Genomic DNA, 14,440 nt, shown 5'->3' with positions numbered 1-14,440 from the left:
CTTGCGTACTCGCACCTGCTCGGGGCAGTGTTATGTTTGCTCAAATGGTCGCACATTTCGGTTACGGGACGATGACGAACCCTTAACACACGTCCACACGTCAGACAAACCTCTGACAAACGACGACAGATCTATCGGCATCTTTTGACTCAATTCCTATGCTGGAACTGGTGAGAGTATCTGCCGCCAGGAGGAGGGCGGTCGGATCATCTGTCTTGCTTTCTGTGCTTGAGAACCAGTCTACCGCCGTTCCGTTACACTGAATAAGCAATGTTTATTGATGAAGCGAGAATTCGAGTAAAGGCCGGCGACGGCGGGAATGGCTGCATGGCCTTTCGCCGGGAGAAGTTCGTTCCGCGCGGCGGTCCCTCCGGTGGCGATGGCGGCCATGGCGGCGACGTCATCATGAAGGCCTCGCTGAGCCACAACACCCTGGTTCACTTCCGGTTCAACCCGGAGCACAAGTCGCAGCGCGGAGGGCACGGGCTGGGTTCGAACTGCTCCGGCTACTCCGGCGAGCACACCACCCTGGAAGTTCCCATCGGCACGCTGCTGTTCGACGACGACACTGGCGAGCTGATTCACGACTTCACGCGGCAGAACGACGAGATCGTGATTGCGCGCGGCGGACGTGGCGGACGGGGCAATCAGCACTTCGCCACAAGCACCCACCAGGCGCCCCGCGAGCATGAACTCGGACGCGCAGGCGAAGAGCGCAACTATCGTCTGGAGCTCAGGCTTCTGGCCGATGCAGGTCTCGTCGGATTCCCGAATGTGGGCAAGTCGACGCTGATCTCGCGCATCTCAGCAGCGAAGCCGAAGGTGGCGAACTATGAGTTCACAACGCTGGAGCCGAACCTGGGTGTGGTTTCCGTGGGCGACTGGCCGCATGTGCTCTCGTTTACCGTCGCCGATCTGCCCGGACTGATCGAGGGCGCGCATCTCGGCGCGGGGCTGGGTATCCAGTTCCTGAAGCATATCGAGCGCACGAGCGTGATCGTCCACCTGGTGGATGTGTCGGACGGATCGGGACGCGAAGACCCCGTGGAGGACTACAAGACAATTCTGGACGAGCTGAAGAGCTTCGACCCGGAGTTGGGCAAGAAGCCCACGGTGCTGGTGGCGGCAAAGATCGACGTCGCCAATCCGGACAAGCTGAAGAAGCTGACCGCAATGGCGAAGCGGCGGAAGCTGCCGTTCTATGCGATCTCGGCAGTAAGCGGCCAGGGGATTGAAGAGTTGAAGTACGCCGTTGCCGACATGGTGCAGACACACAGGCCGATCCAACTGGACGAGGAGCCGGAGCCGCTTGCAACGCGCAAGCCCGCCTATCCTCCTCCGCCCAGCTCCGCCAGGCGCCGGTCGAGCTAACCGGTGCGCGTCGCGCTCTTCGGCGGCAGTTTCGACCCTCCGCATGCGGGACATGTGGCGCTGGCGTCGGCTGCCGCCGATGCTTTTGCGCTCGACCTGGTGCTTGTGGCGCCTGTGGGAAAGCAGCCCCTGAAGCTGGGTATTCAGTCGGAGTCGTTCGCCGATCGGATGGCGATGGTGGGGCTGGCTTGCGCCGGCGATCCGCGCCTGGTGGCGTCGGATCTGGATCGGCCACGCGCCGACGGAGCTCCGAACTTTACCGTGGATACTCTGGAAACGATGCGGCGGGAGTTCCCGGAGGCGGAGTTGTTCGCGCTGATTGGCGCGGATGCTTACCTGGGAATGGAGCATTGGAAGGAGCCGGCGCGGCTTTTTGAGCTCGCGCAGTGGATCGTCGCGACGCGTCCGGGTTTCGTCCTGGCTCCCCTGGGAATCGCACCGGCCGGGCGAGTGCACTGGCTGGAGACCGTACACGTGGATGTTTCAGCAACCGGGGTACGGGAACGGCTGCATCAAGGGCTGGACTGCGAAGGGTTGATTCCATCGTCGGTGCTTGAATATATCGATTCCCACAGGCTTTATCGCTAAGTGGAAAACGTGGATTTTCGGGGTGCGTTCGCTGGCCTCGCGGGGCACAACCCGATACGATAAGGTATGGCTACTCCTGAAAGTTACCAGCTCCTTCTTACCGCTGCCGCAGCCTGCGAAGACAAGAAAGCTGAAGACATCCGCATCCTCAAGCTCGATCCGAGCGAAAGTGGTCTGACCGATTACTTCCTGATCTGCAACGGAACCAACGATCGCCAGAACGTCGCGATCACCGACGAGATCGAAATTCAACTCAAGCGCAAGTTCGGCGTGTACCCGAACTCAGTCGAAGGACGCCGCAACGGCGAATGGGTTCTGATGGATTACGTGGACTTCATCGTCCATGTGTTCTCGGCTGAAAAGCGCGCGTTCTACGGGTTGGAGCGGCTGCGTAAGTCGGCGACGACGATCTCGGTGGACACGCTGAATGCGGAGCTGACGGCGGCGATCGCCTCCACGCGCAAGAAGACTCCAGCTCCCGCAGCGAAGGCGGCTCCCGCTAAGAAGACGGCGAAGAAGGTTGCCGCTAAGACTGTTCCGGCAAAGAAAGTGGTTGCCGCCAAAAAGCCGACAGTCAAGGCAGCAAGCAAGAAGGTCGCGCCCGCAAAGAAGGTCGCTTCAAAAAAGACGGTCGCCAAGAAGGCGGCCAAGAAAAAAGCTTAGTATCTTCGTTCCAAGCGATAGAAAAGCCCCGGAATCCCCGGGGCTTTTGTTTTGCGGTGGATGGCTACAAAGAAAAGCAGGGAGCCGGTGGAACCGGCTCCCTGCTTGAGGTTGAAGACGAAGGCTGAACCAGAACAGTCGGGTCCAACTCTCCGGATGGGTTAGAAGTTGAAGTGAACCTGCAGACGAATCGTACGTGGGTTTTGGTAGTAAAGGGGCTTGCCGTAGGCGCTGTTGATGGTTTGAGGACCACCGGAGACACCACCGTTGCTCAGCATGTTGGTTACATTGTATGGAGCTTCGGCGGCCGCGTAGAACGGTACGCCTGCTCCAACGTAGTTCCCCCCCAGGGTTGAGTACTGCGAGTTGTTGATGTAGCTCGAGTTCGAGTCAATCTGTTCGTTGACCGCGGTTACGGCATGCTCGTTGAACAGGTTGGTGAAGGTTGCCGAGAAGGTGACCGTCTTGCTCTCAGAGACCTGGTATCCCTGCTCAAAGTTGAAGTCAGACTGAACAAACAGCGGGTTGCGATAGACATGCGGTGTACCGATCGTAATGGCACCGGTAGCCGCGCTCTGGCCTACATCTGCCCAAACGCCACGGTTGAAGACCTGAACCGGGAAGCCGCCCGAGGAGGGATAACCAACATCTTGGATGAAACTGGTGTTCGGCGAACCCTGGTAGATGTAGGAGAACATTCCGAGGTTGCTGGTCATCTTGCGCAGATACTTCAGTTGGTAGTACGCATAGCCCTTGAGCTTGTTCGGACGATCCGTCGGAAGCAGACCGCTCGAAGAACCACCCATGGAGTTGTATGAGAAGTACGGCTCGTCAAAGGCGCGGCTGTTGTTCGGGGCATTACGTCCACCACTGTCGCCATCCGACAGATCTGAACTGGTCAAACCAGTGTAGTTCCCGCGGAAGTGGCTGTAGGTGTACGAAAGCATTCCAGCCCAGTGCTGGCTGACTGCCTTGTTGAGACGAATTTCCATTCCGTCGTAGCTGCGTGCGGCGGGAATCGTCTGGTTGGGAGGATAGGCTCCGTTTGCACCGGAAGCAGTCGGGGTAGCCGCGCAGTTAGAGGCACCCGCGCCGTAGAGGAAATTGCAGAATCCTGCGAAGGTGCTGTTGATGCCGAATCCCGGGTTGACGATGACGAATGTTTCGCCAGAATTCGGGTTATAGACCGATGAATCTTCAATGACTCGATCCAGTCGTCTGCGATCGTACCGTGCTTCGAATGCGACGGTCCGGGTGAGCTGGTAATCGACACCGAAGACCGACTCATGCTGCTGGTAGGGCTTCAGGTTCGGGGCGACGCCCTCTTCTGTTGCACTGCAGGTCGAACAGGTTGTGGGGAAGCCGCGGTAGTTGATGTTTTCGATGAAGTTCACACCGGCTGGCGCGCCTCCGGAGCCGAAGTTCGCCGTCGAAGCCGAGGAAGAACCCACGCAGTAACGATTGTTGGAGTTGAAGGAGGGATTGACAGCGGTGTAGCTGCCGTCGATACCGTAATAGCAGTTCTGCCAGTACTGGCCGCCGAACGAGCTGATCGCCAGGTTCAACTTCATGACGTCGTAGAACTTGCCGTAGCCGCCAAACACCTTCATCTTGCCGTCGCGGAAGACATCCCACGAAGCGCCGAGACGGGGTGCAAACTTGTCTTTCCAGCTGAAGTTGATAGGGTGGTTCGGAACACCGGGCCCAGGAGCGGCTTCACCCGGCAGAAACTCCTTCTCGTCGCGGATTCCGACATTGAGCGTAACGCCCTTGCCGATGGTCCAGGAATCCTGACCGAAAAGACCGTTGTTATAGCTGGTTGCGTGACCATTCGAACCGTAGTCGACGATGTCCACATAACCGTTCGCGCCTGCGCAACCACCAAAGTTCTGGAGGTTTGCAGCCGCGCAGTTCGTCGCTCCGGCGTTGGTCTGCGGCGAATAGCTGCTGTCTGCGAACACTTCCACGATGGGGTTGTTGTAGTGCTGATTCAGTTTGTTGGAAAGACGGTTGAGCTGATATCCGAAGCTGAAGTTATGAGTACCGAACGAGGTGCTCTTGAACCACGCTACGCTTTGGTCGATCTGGATGGCCTTGTTGGCGTTGTAGCTGGTGAAGTTCTGATTGATTGCGTCGTTCTGGAAGCCTTGGTTCTGTTGAACACCCGGTGAAGTTCCAGTTGTCTCGAAGTAGTAGGAGTTACCAGTCGTCGGGTAACCGAAGTCGTGGTAGTTCTCGAAGTAGTAGCCAAAGCGCGTCGTCGAAACGATGTGCGGAGTGATGGTAATGTCGGCACCGGTGTTGAAGGTGATATTAGGTGCAACATAGCCCAGGTTATGCGCGAAGGAGAACTGGAACGGAGCGCCACCAAGGCAGGCCGTGCTGCTCTGACCGAAGCAGGAGGTTGCCGTGTTGAGGTAACCCTGCGTTGAGTCGGCCGAGGGGAGCGCCTGTCCATTTTGGCGCTGGAGCTGGTACAGCCACGAGCCGAAGACCGCGATCTTGTCTGTGATGCGGGCATCGATACGAGCCGTCGTGTAATAGGTGTTGGTGTTGGAGCTGAACGGCACCCGGCCGGGCGCGTTGCCGGGAGTGGCTATACTCGCGGGGCCGTAGTTGATGAACTCCTCATAGCGCTGCAACTCAGGGTTGAAGCCAACGAAGAAGAAGACCTTATCCCGCAACTTCGCAGACCAGGGAGCGACAGGGCCGCCGATGACAAATCCGGGATAGACGAGGCTCGTCTTGGGCTTGAAAGGCTGGTAGCTCTGGAAGGGCTGATCGATCGCACCCCAGTTGGTTGCCGTTGGTTGGCTTGCCGGGTCGTACCGTGTGAAGCGGTTGTACGTGTTCGCATCGAGACCACTGACTTCGAACTGGCTGAAGACCGATCCATGATAGTTGGATGTGCCCTTCTTCATGATGACGTCAACGACGCCGCCAAGAGCACCACCGTACTGAGCCTGGATACCGGAACTCTTGATCTGGACTTCTTGGATGAAATCGAACGGCACACTGGTGTGCGAGTAGCCACCAATGAGGTTTGCCGTCTCCTGACCTTCAACCAGGTAGGAGTTCTCCGAGTCCGATCCACCCGCAACCGAGTAGCCGTACGAGTTTCCGTTCGTGCCGCTTCCAGGCGATGTGCCGCCCGTGCCGTTCGTGGTAGTGCTACCCATCAAAGGCTCATTGCTGGCCGCAGGGGCGAACTGAATGACCGACTGGAACGAGGTGCCGTGGGGAACGAAATTGACGACATCCTGCGTGACATTGGTCTGGGTGGTTACCGAGGTGACGTCGATTGCAGGGTTCTCAGACGCGACCTCAACCACTGTGCTCTCGGAGCCGACAGAAAGGCTCAGATCGACGCTGGGAAGTCGGCCAACCTCAAGAACGAGGCCGGTCTGCTTGGATGTCGCGAAACCCTTCGCCGTGACGGTAATGGAGTAGGCACCAGGGGGAAGATTGGCAAAACGGTAGTAGCCCTTACCGTCGGTAAGAACCGTCTTTCCACCAGGAAGTGTAGGTGTATCGACATGGACCTGGGCGCGAGAGATCACAGCGCCGGATGCATCTTTAATGGTTCCCTGCAACCCGCCGGTTGTTTCCTGCGCCCAGACACCCGGCATCAGGATGAGAAATAAACCCATGGCAGCAAGTGCCTTAAACAGAGAGCGTGCCTTGATCAGAGTACGCATTTATAGTTTTCATCCTCAATAAATTTAGGAAATCGTTTATGAGGGCAAGTCGTACTCTCGGAAAAGTGATGCAGGAATTTCACGCCAATGTGATTCTGGCTTTTAGTAGGTATGCATAAGCCATTGCACGTTGCGTGCCATTTGCTTCACATGCACGGTTTTGTTGATTTGCGGACATTTATGAGGGCTCCCTCATTTGGGAAGGGCGCGAGTCATATTACGAAGATATGAATATCTGTAAGTTGCCTCCAGTTTGTCATCGAGCCGACTCCTTTCCAGGAGCCGTTTCACCTCGTTTGCGGCGGAAGAGGTAGGCTGACGGTGGAGGTGCTTTTGAAGATCACGCTCGCATCGGTCGTACCACGTCGGTCGCGCTCGAAGGTGGAGGGCGTCGATGCGATGGTCTCCGAGTATGTCCAACGTTCCACACGGTTTACGCCGTGCGATGCGGTGCAGTTTGAGTCGGAGGCGGCCCTGTTGGCTTCGGCGGAGAGACAGCCAGGGCGTCCCGCGGGGTTGTTGGTGCTTCTCGATCCACGGGGTAAGCTGTTGACTTCAGAGGAGTTCGCGGCGTACATGGGGAAACATCGCGATGAGGGGGTGCAGCGGATGATCCTGGCGATTGGGCCGGCGGATGGTTGGACCAATGCGGCTCGGGAGCGGGCGCAGCTTTTGTTTTCGCTGGGACGGGTGACTTTGCCGCATGAGCTGGCGCGGGCTGTGCTGGCGGAGCAGATCTATCGTGTGCTGACCATTCTGGCGGGGCATCCGTACCACTGCGGGCACTAGTCGGAAGAGTTTGCTTTGCTGCCCTTTTTGCTGCGGATGCCGTGCTCTTCGATGCACTTGTCGGAGACCTGGACGGGGTTCGACATCTTGCCGGCGGCGGCGCGGGTGAAGGAGCGCAGGAGCTTGTTGGGGTCGATGCGGCCGTTGTGCAGCTCGCGTTCCACCGCCTGGTGCATGGCCGAGAGGAGTTCGGCCTTGAGCTCGTTGAAGAGCTTGTCGATGTAGATATAGGGCACGGCATCTCCGCGTTCTGAAAGCAGGAACGCACCCTAAGCCTATCCCACTCGCACGTGGGCCGGTACAATGGGTGGAGCTTTGCGGAGTGCACCCAAGCAATGACCTGGTTCAAACGAGAAGATCACGAGATCATCACCGATAACGAGAAGACCGTCCGGACGGAGGGCCTGTGGATCAAGTGCCCGAGCTGCCGGAAGATCATCTGGAAGGCCGATCTCGAGGCAAACCTGCAGGTTTGCCCGCATTGCGGCTACCACTTCAAGATGGACGCGCGTGGACGCGTGGCGATGCTGCTGGAGCCGGGCTATGAGCTGGTGGACCTGGAGCTGCGCTCGACCGATCCGCTGGAGTTTACCGACCTGAAGCCCTATAAAAAGCGGCTGGTCGAGGCGCAGCGGAAGACGGGGCTGAACGACGCCATCGTCAACGCGGTGGGCCGCATGGGCAACCACGATGTGGTTCTGAGCGTGATGGAATACGGCTTTATCGGCGGCAGCATGGGCGCGGTGGTGGGTGAGACGATCGCCCGGGCGGTGGACCGTTCGCTGGCGACGAAGAGGCCGCTGGTGATTATTTCGGCTTCGGGTGGGGCGCGCATGATGGAGGGGATCGCGAGCCTGATGCAGTTGGCGAAGATCTCGGCGGGGCTGGCGCGGTTGGATGACGCGAAGATTCCCTATATTTCGATCATGACGGATCCGACTACGGGTGGTGTCACTGCCAGCTTTGCCATGCTGGGCGATTTGAACATCGCGGAACCTGGTGCCCTGATTGGGTTTGCGGGGCCTCGGGTGATCGAGCAGACGATTCGGCAGAAGCTGCCGGAGGGTTTTCAGCGGTCGGAGTTCATCCTGCAGCACGGGTTTCTGGATGCGATCGTCCCGCGGAAAGAGATGAAGGAATATCTGGCCAAGACGTTCGATTGGATGGTTACGAAGAGCTAGAGGTCAGACCTCTGCTCTCAAAAGTGGTATGAAAGTGCACCGGTTTCGGTGCACTTTTTCTTGTGCGGTGCATCCTGGTGATCTAAAGGGGTTACGGGTGGGCGGCGCTGGAATCTCAAGGTTTCACCAGAAACTTTTGAGCGGTAAAACGTGGGCCAATGTATGGATATTGTGGCCAAATGTTCGGAAAATGCGTTTCGTTGAAAAGTGGTCTGTTTTTGTTCTTTTATCGCACGGGTGTGCGATAGCCAGCGGATTCTGCTGCTTCGTTGGCCTGCGCGTGGAGGCGGAGGCGCAACGATTCCCTTCGGGAATCAGTACAGGATCGAAAGAGCGGCGTCTGCGGCACGGCTGAAGCCGTGCCCTTAAGCGAGACGGGCTTTCTGGCTGGCGGATTGATCCGCCAGGGATGCGGGAACAGGCGCTGGTCGATGTGATTATGAAGTTCGCGGAGGAGAAGGACGCTACGCCGGCACAGATTGCGCTGGCGTGGCTGCTGGCCAAGAAGGCGTGGATCCTTCCGACTCCGCGGACGACTAAGGTTTCGCGACTGGAAGAGGATCTGGGCTGTGCGACGTTCGCGCTGAGCGTGGAGGATGTGCGGGCGCTGGAGGAGGTTTCTTCGGTGGTGAAGGTGGAGGGCGGCGGTATCCGGCTACGCATGCGAAGCATTCATTCTTGCCTCGTAACGGCTCAGGTTATAGCTGCGGTTGATGGCTATAGCTCGGCCCGAATCGCCTTTTCGTAGACGCCCGCAGGAGGCAAGTTGTCAGGAGCAGTAAAGGCCAACGCGATTTTATCCACTGTGGTTGTGAACTGGCCGACGAACTGTAGCTCACGAATTTGACCCGCGTGAACAGCAGGACCAACGTCGTACCACATCATTGTCACGGAGCCTGCCTGTTGATGGATCGACGATAGCTTCCCGCCAAGCCGTTCGGATATTTTGCCGTAAACCGGCGTCGGGCAGACGAAGAAAAGGCCCTTTTGACAGAGAGGTTCCTGCCGCAGCACATGCCCCTTGTAGATGATCTGCGGGAGAATGCGCTTGTTAACGTTTTCCCAATTAAAGTTAGCGGTTGTCCTGCCAACAAATGGCAGACCGCCGAGGTGAGATTTGCGTTCGGCCTGGTAATTGCCGGTGGTGTCGATCGATTGAACCTCAACGGCGACGAAATCAAGTAATGTTCCACCCGCATTGATGTGGGCAAGAATCCAGTCTACGAAGTAGGCCCCGGCCTTTTTTGTGTCGCGATTCGGAAGCCGCAGCTCCTTCCCCCACCTCTGGCCAAACACAACAACACATGCCTTGTCTGGGTTTTCCCGTCGGAATGTTTCGATCTCCCCGCCGACGACCAGTTCCAGGTCTTTCGGAAATGCTTGATTGGCTACGTCGCGAAGAATCTGATAATCGCCAGCATAAAGGCGAATGGGGCAAATGATGACTGGTCCAGCCTTCTTCTGAAGGAGGGTGCAGACGCCGCTGGCCTCTTGAATGCCATTTTTTTCTTTGGTGTGCAGCTTCTTGGTACAGCGCGTTTGCAGGAATGGGCATTCATGAGTCGACCTCGCGCGAACGGCCTCGGGCGACTGGTCATTGGGTGCGTAGCCGAAGAACTCGAATATTTTCTCAGCCATTCACCACATCCGGAAGCTCAGACTTGATACAGCCGTGTGCTTCTAGGTGGGCCCGAATGCTTTCGGCAATCGCCTTGGCCATCAGCACCGGCACAGCGTTTCCGATCTGTTCATATTGCGAGACGCGTGACCCTTTAAACTCGTAGGCATCAGGGAACGACTGAAACCTGGCAGCTTCTCGCACTGTGAGAGAACGGTTCTGGTCCGGCAAGAACACTGTTCCCCAATGAGGGTCACATTTAGTGAGAACTGTGCCGGCAAGGCCGTCATTACGGAGCCGACCATAGCGCTTTGTGTGATCGGATTTGCGGGCTCGCTGCATGCCCTTAGGTAGCAAATGGTGAGGGATGTCCCGCCATGATCCGCCTGGCGCCACATATTTCATCCGTTCGGCATTCTGCTTGGAAAGCTTGGCAGCATAGTGGTTATAAGTGACGCCGGTCGGATTGCGCATCCGCTGGCTATACTCGCTCACCGGGCGCCCTGTGTACCCAATAGTTTCCGCTCCTTCACCCATTTCAAGGCGTGGAAGATCTGCGATTGCCTCACCGACCGTTACGACCGGCTTAAGCTTGGCTTGGTCGGATTCTGTGAGTTGGAAGGTGAGGCCGGCGCTGCGGAAATTTGCGCGTCCTTTAGCGTAGTGCGTTGGTTCCGGCGGCGCGATTTCTCCGAATCGAGAGCCAAGCACGATGAGCCGCCAGCGTTCTTGGGGAATGCCATAATGTGCAGCAAAGAGGATTTTTACGCTGACATGGTAATCAAGGCGTACAAACTCACTGACGATGCGGTCAAGCACCTTGCCGTCCCCTAAAGAAAGAAGCCCAGGCACGTTCTCGAAAAGGAACGCTTTTGGCTCAAACTCCTCAAGGAAGCGGACATAATCTTTAAACAGCTTGTTACGTGGGTCGCTGATAAAGCGGTCGGGGGCATTGATCGAAAATCCTTGGCAGGGTGGGCCGCCGACCAGGACATCCAATTCGCCTTTCCGAAGGTTTAGTTTGGCGCGGATTTCTGACGGTTCTACTCGCTCGATGTTGCGGCAGTCTGGCCATGCTTCGGGATGATTAAGTTGAAAGGTATCCATCGCTTCCGGCATCTGATCGTTGCCGTAGAGGCATTCATATCCAGCCTGGCGGAATCCTTCGGTGATGCCCCCGGCACCGGAAAATAGATCAATGGTACGCAGCGGGTTTGGGTGCTGCCGCAACGCCGGCGGGCCTACTAGAGTCAGATTTCCTCTACTTCCTGCTTTCTTCCGCATATTCTCCCTTGCCCCGACACCCTCTAGCTTTGCCGGTGGACTTTGCCAGTGTACGCATTACGCATGCCGACCGCTCAGGTAAAAGGTTACTGGATGGACAGACGGTTCTTGACAGGCCCATCACACCAAGAACGATACCGGCGGTGAGGAAGTTTGGGATAGGCGAAGAATCTCGAAGCATATCGTCTGCGACCCCCACCTCTCCCTCCAAATTGGATGAGTGCCGATAGGTCGGCTTATCGTGAAGAACTAATACGCAGCCACGACGGTGCAGGCTCACGCAAGGACACTACCCGGCCCTTTTCAGCGAGCGCCACCAATCGGTACGGGTGGCGTAGATCGTCGTTGTCGAAGACCCGTACGTCGGGGAGGGTCTCGATCGCGCGCTTCAAATTCTGCAGGGTTCGGGGATGGCGTTCCTTGAGCTTTGCGGTCGGGACGTCGTGGCCGCCGCGTAGCACGCGCATGCTCACGCGGGCTTCGGAGATGTCCGCGCTGGCGAGGCCGATGAAGCAGAGGACCACCTGAAAACCGGACTCTTCGGCTTGCTTGAGGAAGGACACCTTGTCTCCGACGGGATCGGAGAAGACGGTCTCGAAGACGAAGCTTTGCCTTTGCTGTACGAGATGACGACGGAGGGCGCCGGCCATCTCCGCAGCCGCGTAGGCCTCGAGGTGGAGACGCTGGGCGAGGATGTCGGCGTTTACGAAGGGAAGGCCCAGATCTTCGAGATGGCTATGGAAGAAGGTGCTCTTGCCCGCGCCGTTGGGGCCGGCGATGGCGACGACCAGGGGACGGGCGTCGCGCGGGATCTTCACGCGGCGACCGTCTTGCGGCCTCGCTTGACGGGGACAAACTCACGGTTCAGGAAGCGGCCCACGGTCTTTTTGCCATCCGCGTCTTCACGGATGAGGAGCTGGCCTCCGTCGGGATGAGCGGTGAAGCGAGGGTAGGGTCCGGTTTCGAGGTAGTCCTTGACGCGTTGGCGTCCGGCGGGGGTGTCGACGTCGTCGAGCCGGGCGAGGACGGCTTCGCTGCCCAGCGCGGTGACCTGCCGGATGGTCAAGAGGCCTTCGACGGCTTTGCCGAGGCGGGCCCAGTACTCGACCTGTCCGGCGATGGAGCGCTCCATGGCCTTGCCGGTGAGGCGGGCTTCGAGGACCAGGGTATCGGACAACTTGACGGGCTGGCTCATGATGCTGACGGTAGCATATTGCTACTTTGATGCCAACTCGTCTCCGCGAAGACAACGGCAAGGCAAAGGCAGAAGCAGATTCCCTTCGGGAATGACAACCAAAAGGGCAAAGGCCCCGTCTGCATGTGCGGACGGGGCCTTGGTTGACGGGTTTGTTATTGGCCGCCGCGACGGCGGCCTGCTCCGCCGGGGGCGTCGGGCTCGCCGGTGGCGTTGGGGTAGATGCCGGGGATGGGCGCGGTCATCTGGCGCTCGTTCTCCGGGTGGGGGAAGGGCTTGCGGGGCATCATGGCCTCGCGCTCCGAGGTGTTGTAGAGGAAGATGGCCTCGACGATGGCGGCCTGCATGAGGTCGGCCGGGTGGAGGCGATCGTAGGTGTCCATGTCGGAGTGGTGGGTGCGGGTTTCGTAGTCCATGGGGTCCTGGATGAACTGGAAGCCAGGGAGGCCGACGGCGTCGAAGGCGAGGTGGTCGGTGCCGCCGGTGTTGCGGGTGGTGATGGTGGTGACGCCCATGTCGTGGAGGGGCGCGATCCACTGGCGGAAGATGGGGGCGATGGCGAAGTTGCCCTGGGTGTAGACGCCGCGGACCATGCCGGTGCCGTTGTCGAGGTTGTAGTAGGCGTCGAGGGTCTCCCACTCCTTGGTGGTCTTGAGGGGGCCGCGGTTGGTGGACATGAAGGCGGGCATGCCGGCGGGGTCGGGCGTGGCGGGAGCGGCGAACTCGCCGAAGTGCTGCTTGACGTAGCCGAGGGAGCCGTAGAGGCCTTCTTCCTCACCGGACCAGAGGGCGATGCGGATGGTGCGTTTGGGCTTAATGTTGAGGGCCTTGAGGATGCGGACGGCTTCCATGGCGACGATGGAGCCGGCTCCGTTGTCGGTGGCGCCGGTGCCGGAGATCCAGGAGTCGAGGTGGCCGCCGACCATGACGACCTGGTCCTTGAGCTTGGGGTCGGTGCCGGGGATCTCGGCGACGGTGTTGAAGCCGTGCTCGTGGTCGCCGGTGAACCTGGTGTCGATGTTGACCTCGAGGGTGACGGGGACCTTGTTCTGGAGCATGCGGCCGAGGCGGTTGTAGTGCTCGATCATCATGACGGCGTTGGGGATTTCGACCTTGCCGCTGGCCTGGGAGGCGGTGCGGGAGAGGTTGGCTCCGTTGTCGTCGAAGATGATGCCGGTGCCGCCGTTTTCGCCGCTGTCGCGGGTGGGGGTGATGATGGCGGCGACGCCTTCTTCCTGCATCATCTTGAGGGCCTGGGTGCGGAGGGCGGCGAGGCGCTGGCGGTCGGCGAGGAGCTGCTGGATGTTGGGAGCGGCTCCGGCGCGGGGGGCCTGGGGGCCTTCCATCTCCTTGAGCTCGGCTTCGGTGTAGCGGTGGAAGAGGGGCTCGGTGATGTCGCCGGTGGGGCGCATGGCGCCGAGGAGGACGATTTTTCCGGCGAGCTTGCCCTTGTAGGCGTCGAGGCTGGGGGTGGCGGCGAGGTCGATGAGGACGGCTTCGCCGGTGACGGGGCCCTTGGTGGCGGGGGACCAGGGCGCGGCCTGGAGCCAGAGGGGTTCGGGGTCGGGCGAGACCATGCGGGCCCAGGTGTTGATCTGCTGCCAGCCCATGCCGAACTCGCCCCAGTCTTCGAGGTGGGCGTTTTCGAGGCCGATCTTCGTTAGCGTGTCGCGGGTCCAGGCGTTAGCCTTGGCCATGTTGGGCGATCCGGTGAGGCGGGGGCCAATGCCGTCGGTGAGGGCTCCGGCGAACTGCATGACGTGCGAGTGCTGGAGGCCTTCGGCGCGGATGCGGGCGTACATGGTGAGGTCGATGTCTTCCACGGCGGGCTGGGGTCCGTAGTAGCCTTCGGACTTCTTCTCAGCCTTGGTTTCGGACTTCTTCTGCGCCAAGGCAAGATTGGGCAGAACGAGACAGGCGATGGTGGCCGAGCAGATGCTGCGGCTCACAAAACGGCGAGCGATGGACATGCGGGGAAAGCCTCCGGAAATGTTGCGTGAAGGAAGAGTAACAAAAGTCACTTCCTGACGCGTATCCCGGCGGTTCCAGGAAC

13 protein-coding genes are annotated in these 14,440 nt (G+C 59.1%); 6 read left to right on the top strand and 7 right to left on the bottom strand.

The genetic code is table 11. The features are described 5' to 3' along the window. The first annotated feature begins 270 nt into the window (after positions 1 to 270). From obgE to rsfS, 3 genes are all read left to right on the top strand, one after another. Positions 271 to 1,371 carry a GTPase ObgE gene (obgE, locus tag BM400_RS03820; protein ID WP_089836769.1) on the top strand — a complete coding sequence of 367 codons (1,101 nt, stop codon included), beginning with the start codon at positions 271 to 273 and terminating at the stop codon, positions 1,369 to 1,371. A 3-nt stretch (positions 1,372 to 1,374) separates the two neighbouring features. After that, on the top strand, positions 1,375 to 1,959 hold the full coding sequence (gene nadD / locus BM400_RS03815; RefSeq protein WP_089836767.1) for a nicotinate-nucleotide adenylyltransferase: 585 nt from the start codon (positions 1,375 to 1,377) through the stop codon (positions 1,957 to 1,959). A gap of 66 nt (positions 1,960 to 2,025) precedes the next feature. Beyond that, positions 2,026 to 2,622 (top strand): ribosome silencing factor, encoded by a 597-nt coding sequence (gene rsfS, locus BM400_RS03810; RefSeq protein ID WP_089836765.1) that lies wholly within the window; start codon positions 2,026 to 2,028, stop codon positions 2,620 to 2,622. 161 nt (positions 2,623 to 2,783) lie between these two features. On the opposite strand, the gene BM400_RS03805 is transcribed toward rsfS, so the two are convergent. Continuing rightward, positions 2,784 to 6,320 (bottom strand): TonB-dependent receptor, encoded by a 3,537-nt coding sequence (locus BM400_RS03805; protein WP_089836763.1) that lies wholly within the window; start codon positions 6,318 to 6,320, stop codon positions 2,784 to 2,786. Between the two features lie 327 nt (positions 6,321 to 6,647). On the opposite strand from BM400_RS03805, the gene BM400_RS03800 reads away from it, so the two are divergent. Next, positions 6,648 to 7,109, top strand: coding sequence for a 23S rRNA (pseudouridine(1915)-N(3))-methyltransferase RlmH (locus BM400_RS03800; RefSeq protein WP_245781667.1), 462 nt, complete (start codon positions 6,648 to 6,650; stop codon positions 7,107 to 7,109). On the opposite strand, the gene BM400_RS03795 is transcribed toward BM400_RS03800, so the two are convergent. Further along, positions 7,106 to 7,345, bottom strand: coding sequence for a hypothetical protein (locus BM400_RS03795; RefSeq protein ID WP_089836762.1), 240 nt, complete (start codon positions 7,343 to 7,345; stop codon positions 7,106 to 7,108). The two genes, BM400_RS03800 and BM400_RS03795, sit on opposite strands and share 4 nt — an antisense overlap. Before the next feature lie 99 nt (positions 7,346 to 7,444). On the opposite strand from BM400_RS03795, the gene accD reads away from it, so the two are divergent. Together accD and BM400_RS03785 are read left to right on the top strand one after the other, a co-directional pair. After that, a complete protein-coding gene (gene accD, locus BM400_RS03790) occupies positions 7,445 to 8,290 on the top strand; it encodes an acetyl-CoA carboxylase, carboxyltransferase subunit beta (RefSeq protein ID WP_089836760.1) in 846 nt (281 codons plus the stop codon). Positions 8,291 to 8,699: 409 nt separating this feature from the next. After that, positions 8,700 to 9,038 (top strand): aldo/keto reductase, encoded by a 339-nt coding sequence (locus tag BM400_RS03785; RefSeq protein ID WP_245781666.1) that lies wholly within the window; start codon positions 8,700 to 8,702, stop codon positions 9,036 to 9,038. Here BM400_RS03785 and BM400_RS03780 read toward each other — a convergent pair. The 5 genes from BM400_RS03780 to BM400_RS03760 all read right to left on the bottom strand — a co-directional run bounded on the left by BM400_RS03780 (position 9,008) and on the right by BM400_RS03760 (position 14,357). Further along, complete coding sequence (locus tag BM400_RS03780; protein WP_089836758.1) at positions 9,008 to 9,928, bottom strand: NotI family restriction endonuclease; 921 nt, start codon at positions 9,926 to 9,928, stop codon at positions 9,008 to 9,010. The genes BM400_RS03785 and BM400_RS03780 overlap by 31 nt on opposite strands. Continuing rightward, on the bottom strand, positions 9,921 to 11,192 hold the full coding sequence (locus BM400_RS03775; protein WP_089836756.1) for a DNA cytosine methyltransferase: 1,272 nt from the start codon (positions 11,190 to 11,192) through the stop codon (positions 9,921 to 9,923). The genes BM400_RS03780 and BM400_RS03775 overlap by 8 nt, the downstream gene beginning before the upstream one ends. Before the next feature lie 236 nt (positions 11,193 to 11,428). After that, positions 11,429 to 12,010 carry an ATPase gene (locus tag BM400_RS03770; protein WP_089836754.1) on the bottom strand — a complete coding sequence of 194 codons (582 nt, stop codon included), beginning with the start codon at positions 12,008 to 12,010 and terminating at the stop codon, positions 11,429 to 11,431. Next, on the bottom strand, positions 12,007 to 12,387 hold the full coding sequence (locus tag BM400_RS03765) for a TA system antitoxin ParD family protein (RefSeq protein ID WP_089836753.1): 381 nt from the start codon (positions 12,385 to 12,387) through the stop codon (positions 12,007 to 12,009). Before BM400_RS03765 ends, BM400_RS03770 begins: the two co-directional genes overlap by 4 nt. A 155-nt stretch (positions 12,388 to 12,542) precedes the next feature. Further along, entirely contained in the window at positions 12,543 to 14,357 is a 1,815-nt protein-coding gene (locus tag BM400_RS03760; protein ID WP_089836751.1) for a M20/M25/M40 family metallo-hydrolase, read from the bottom strand. Positions 14,358 to 14,440 lie beyond the last annotated feature (83 nt).

Origin of the sequence: Granulicella pectinivorans (assembly GCF_900114625.1) — a bacterium.
In the GTDB taxonomy this organism is placed as follows: domain Bacteria; phylum Acidobacteriota; class Terriglobia; order Terriglobales; family Acidobacteriaceae; genus Edaphobacter; species Edaphobacter pectinivorans.
This window is presented reverse-complemented; position numbering and strand designations above follow the sequence as displayed.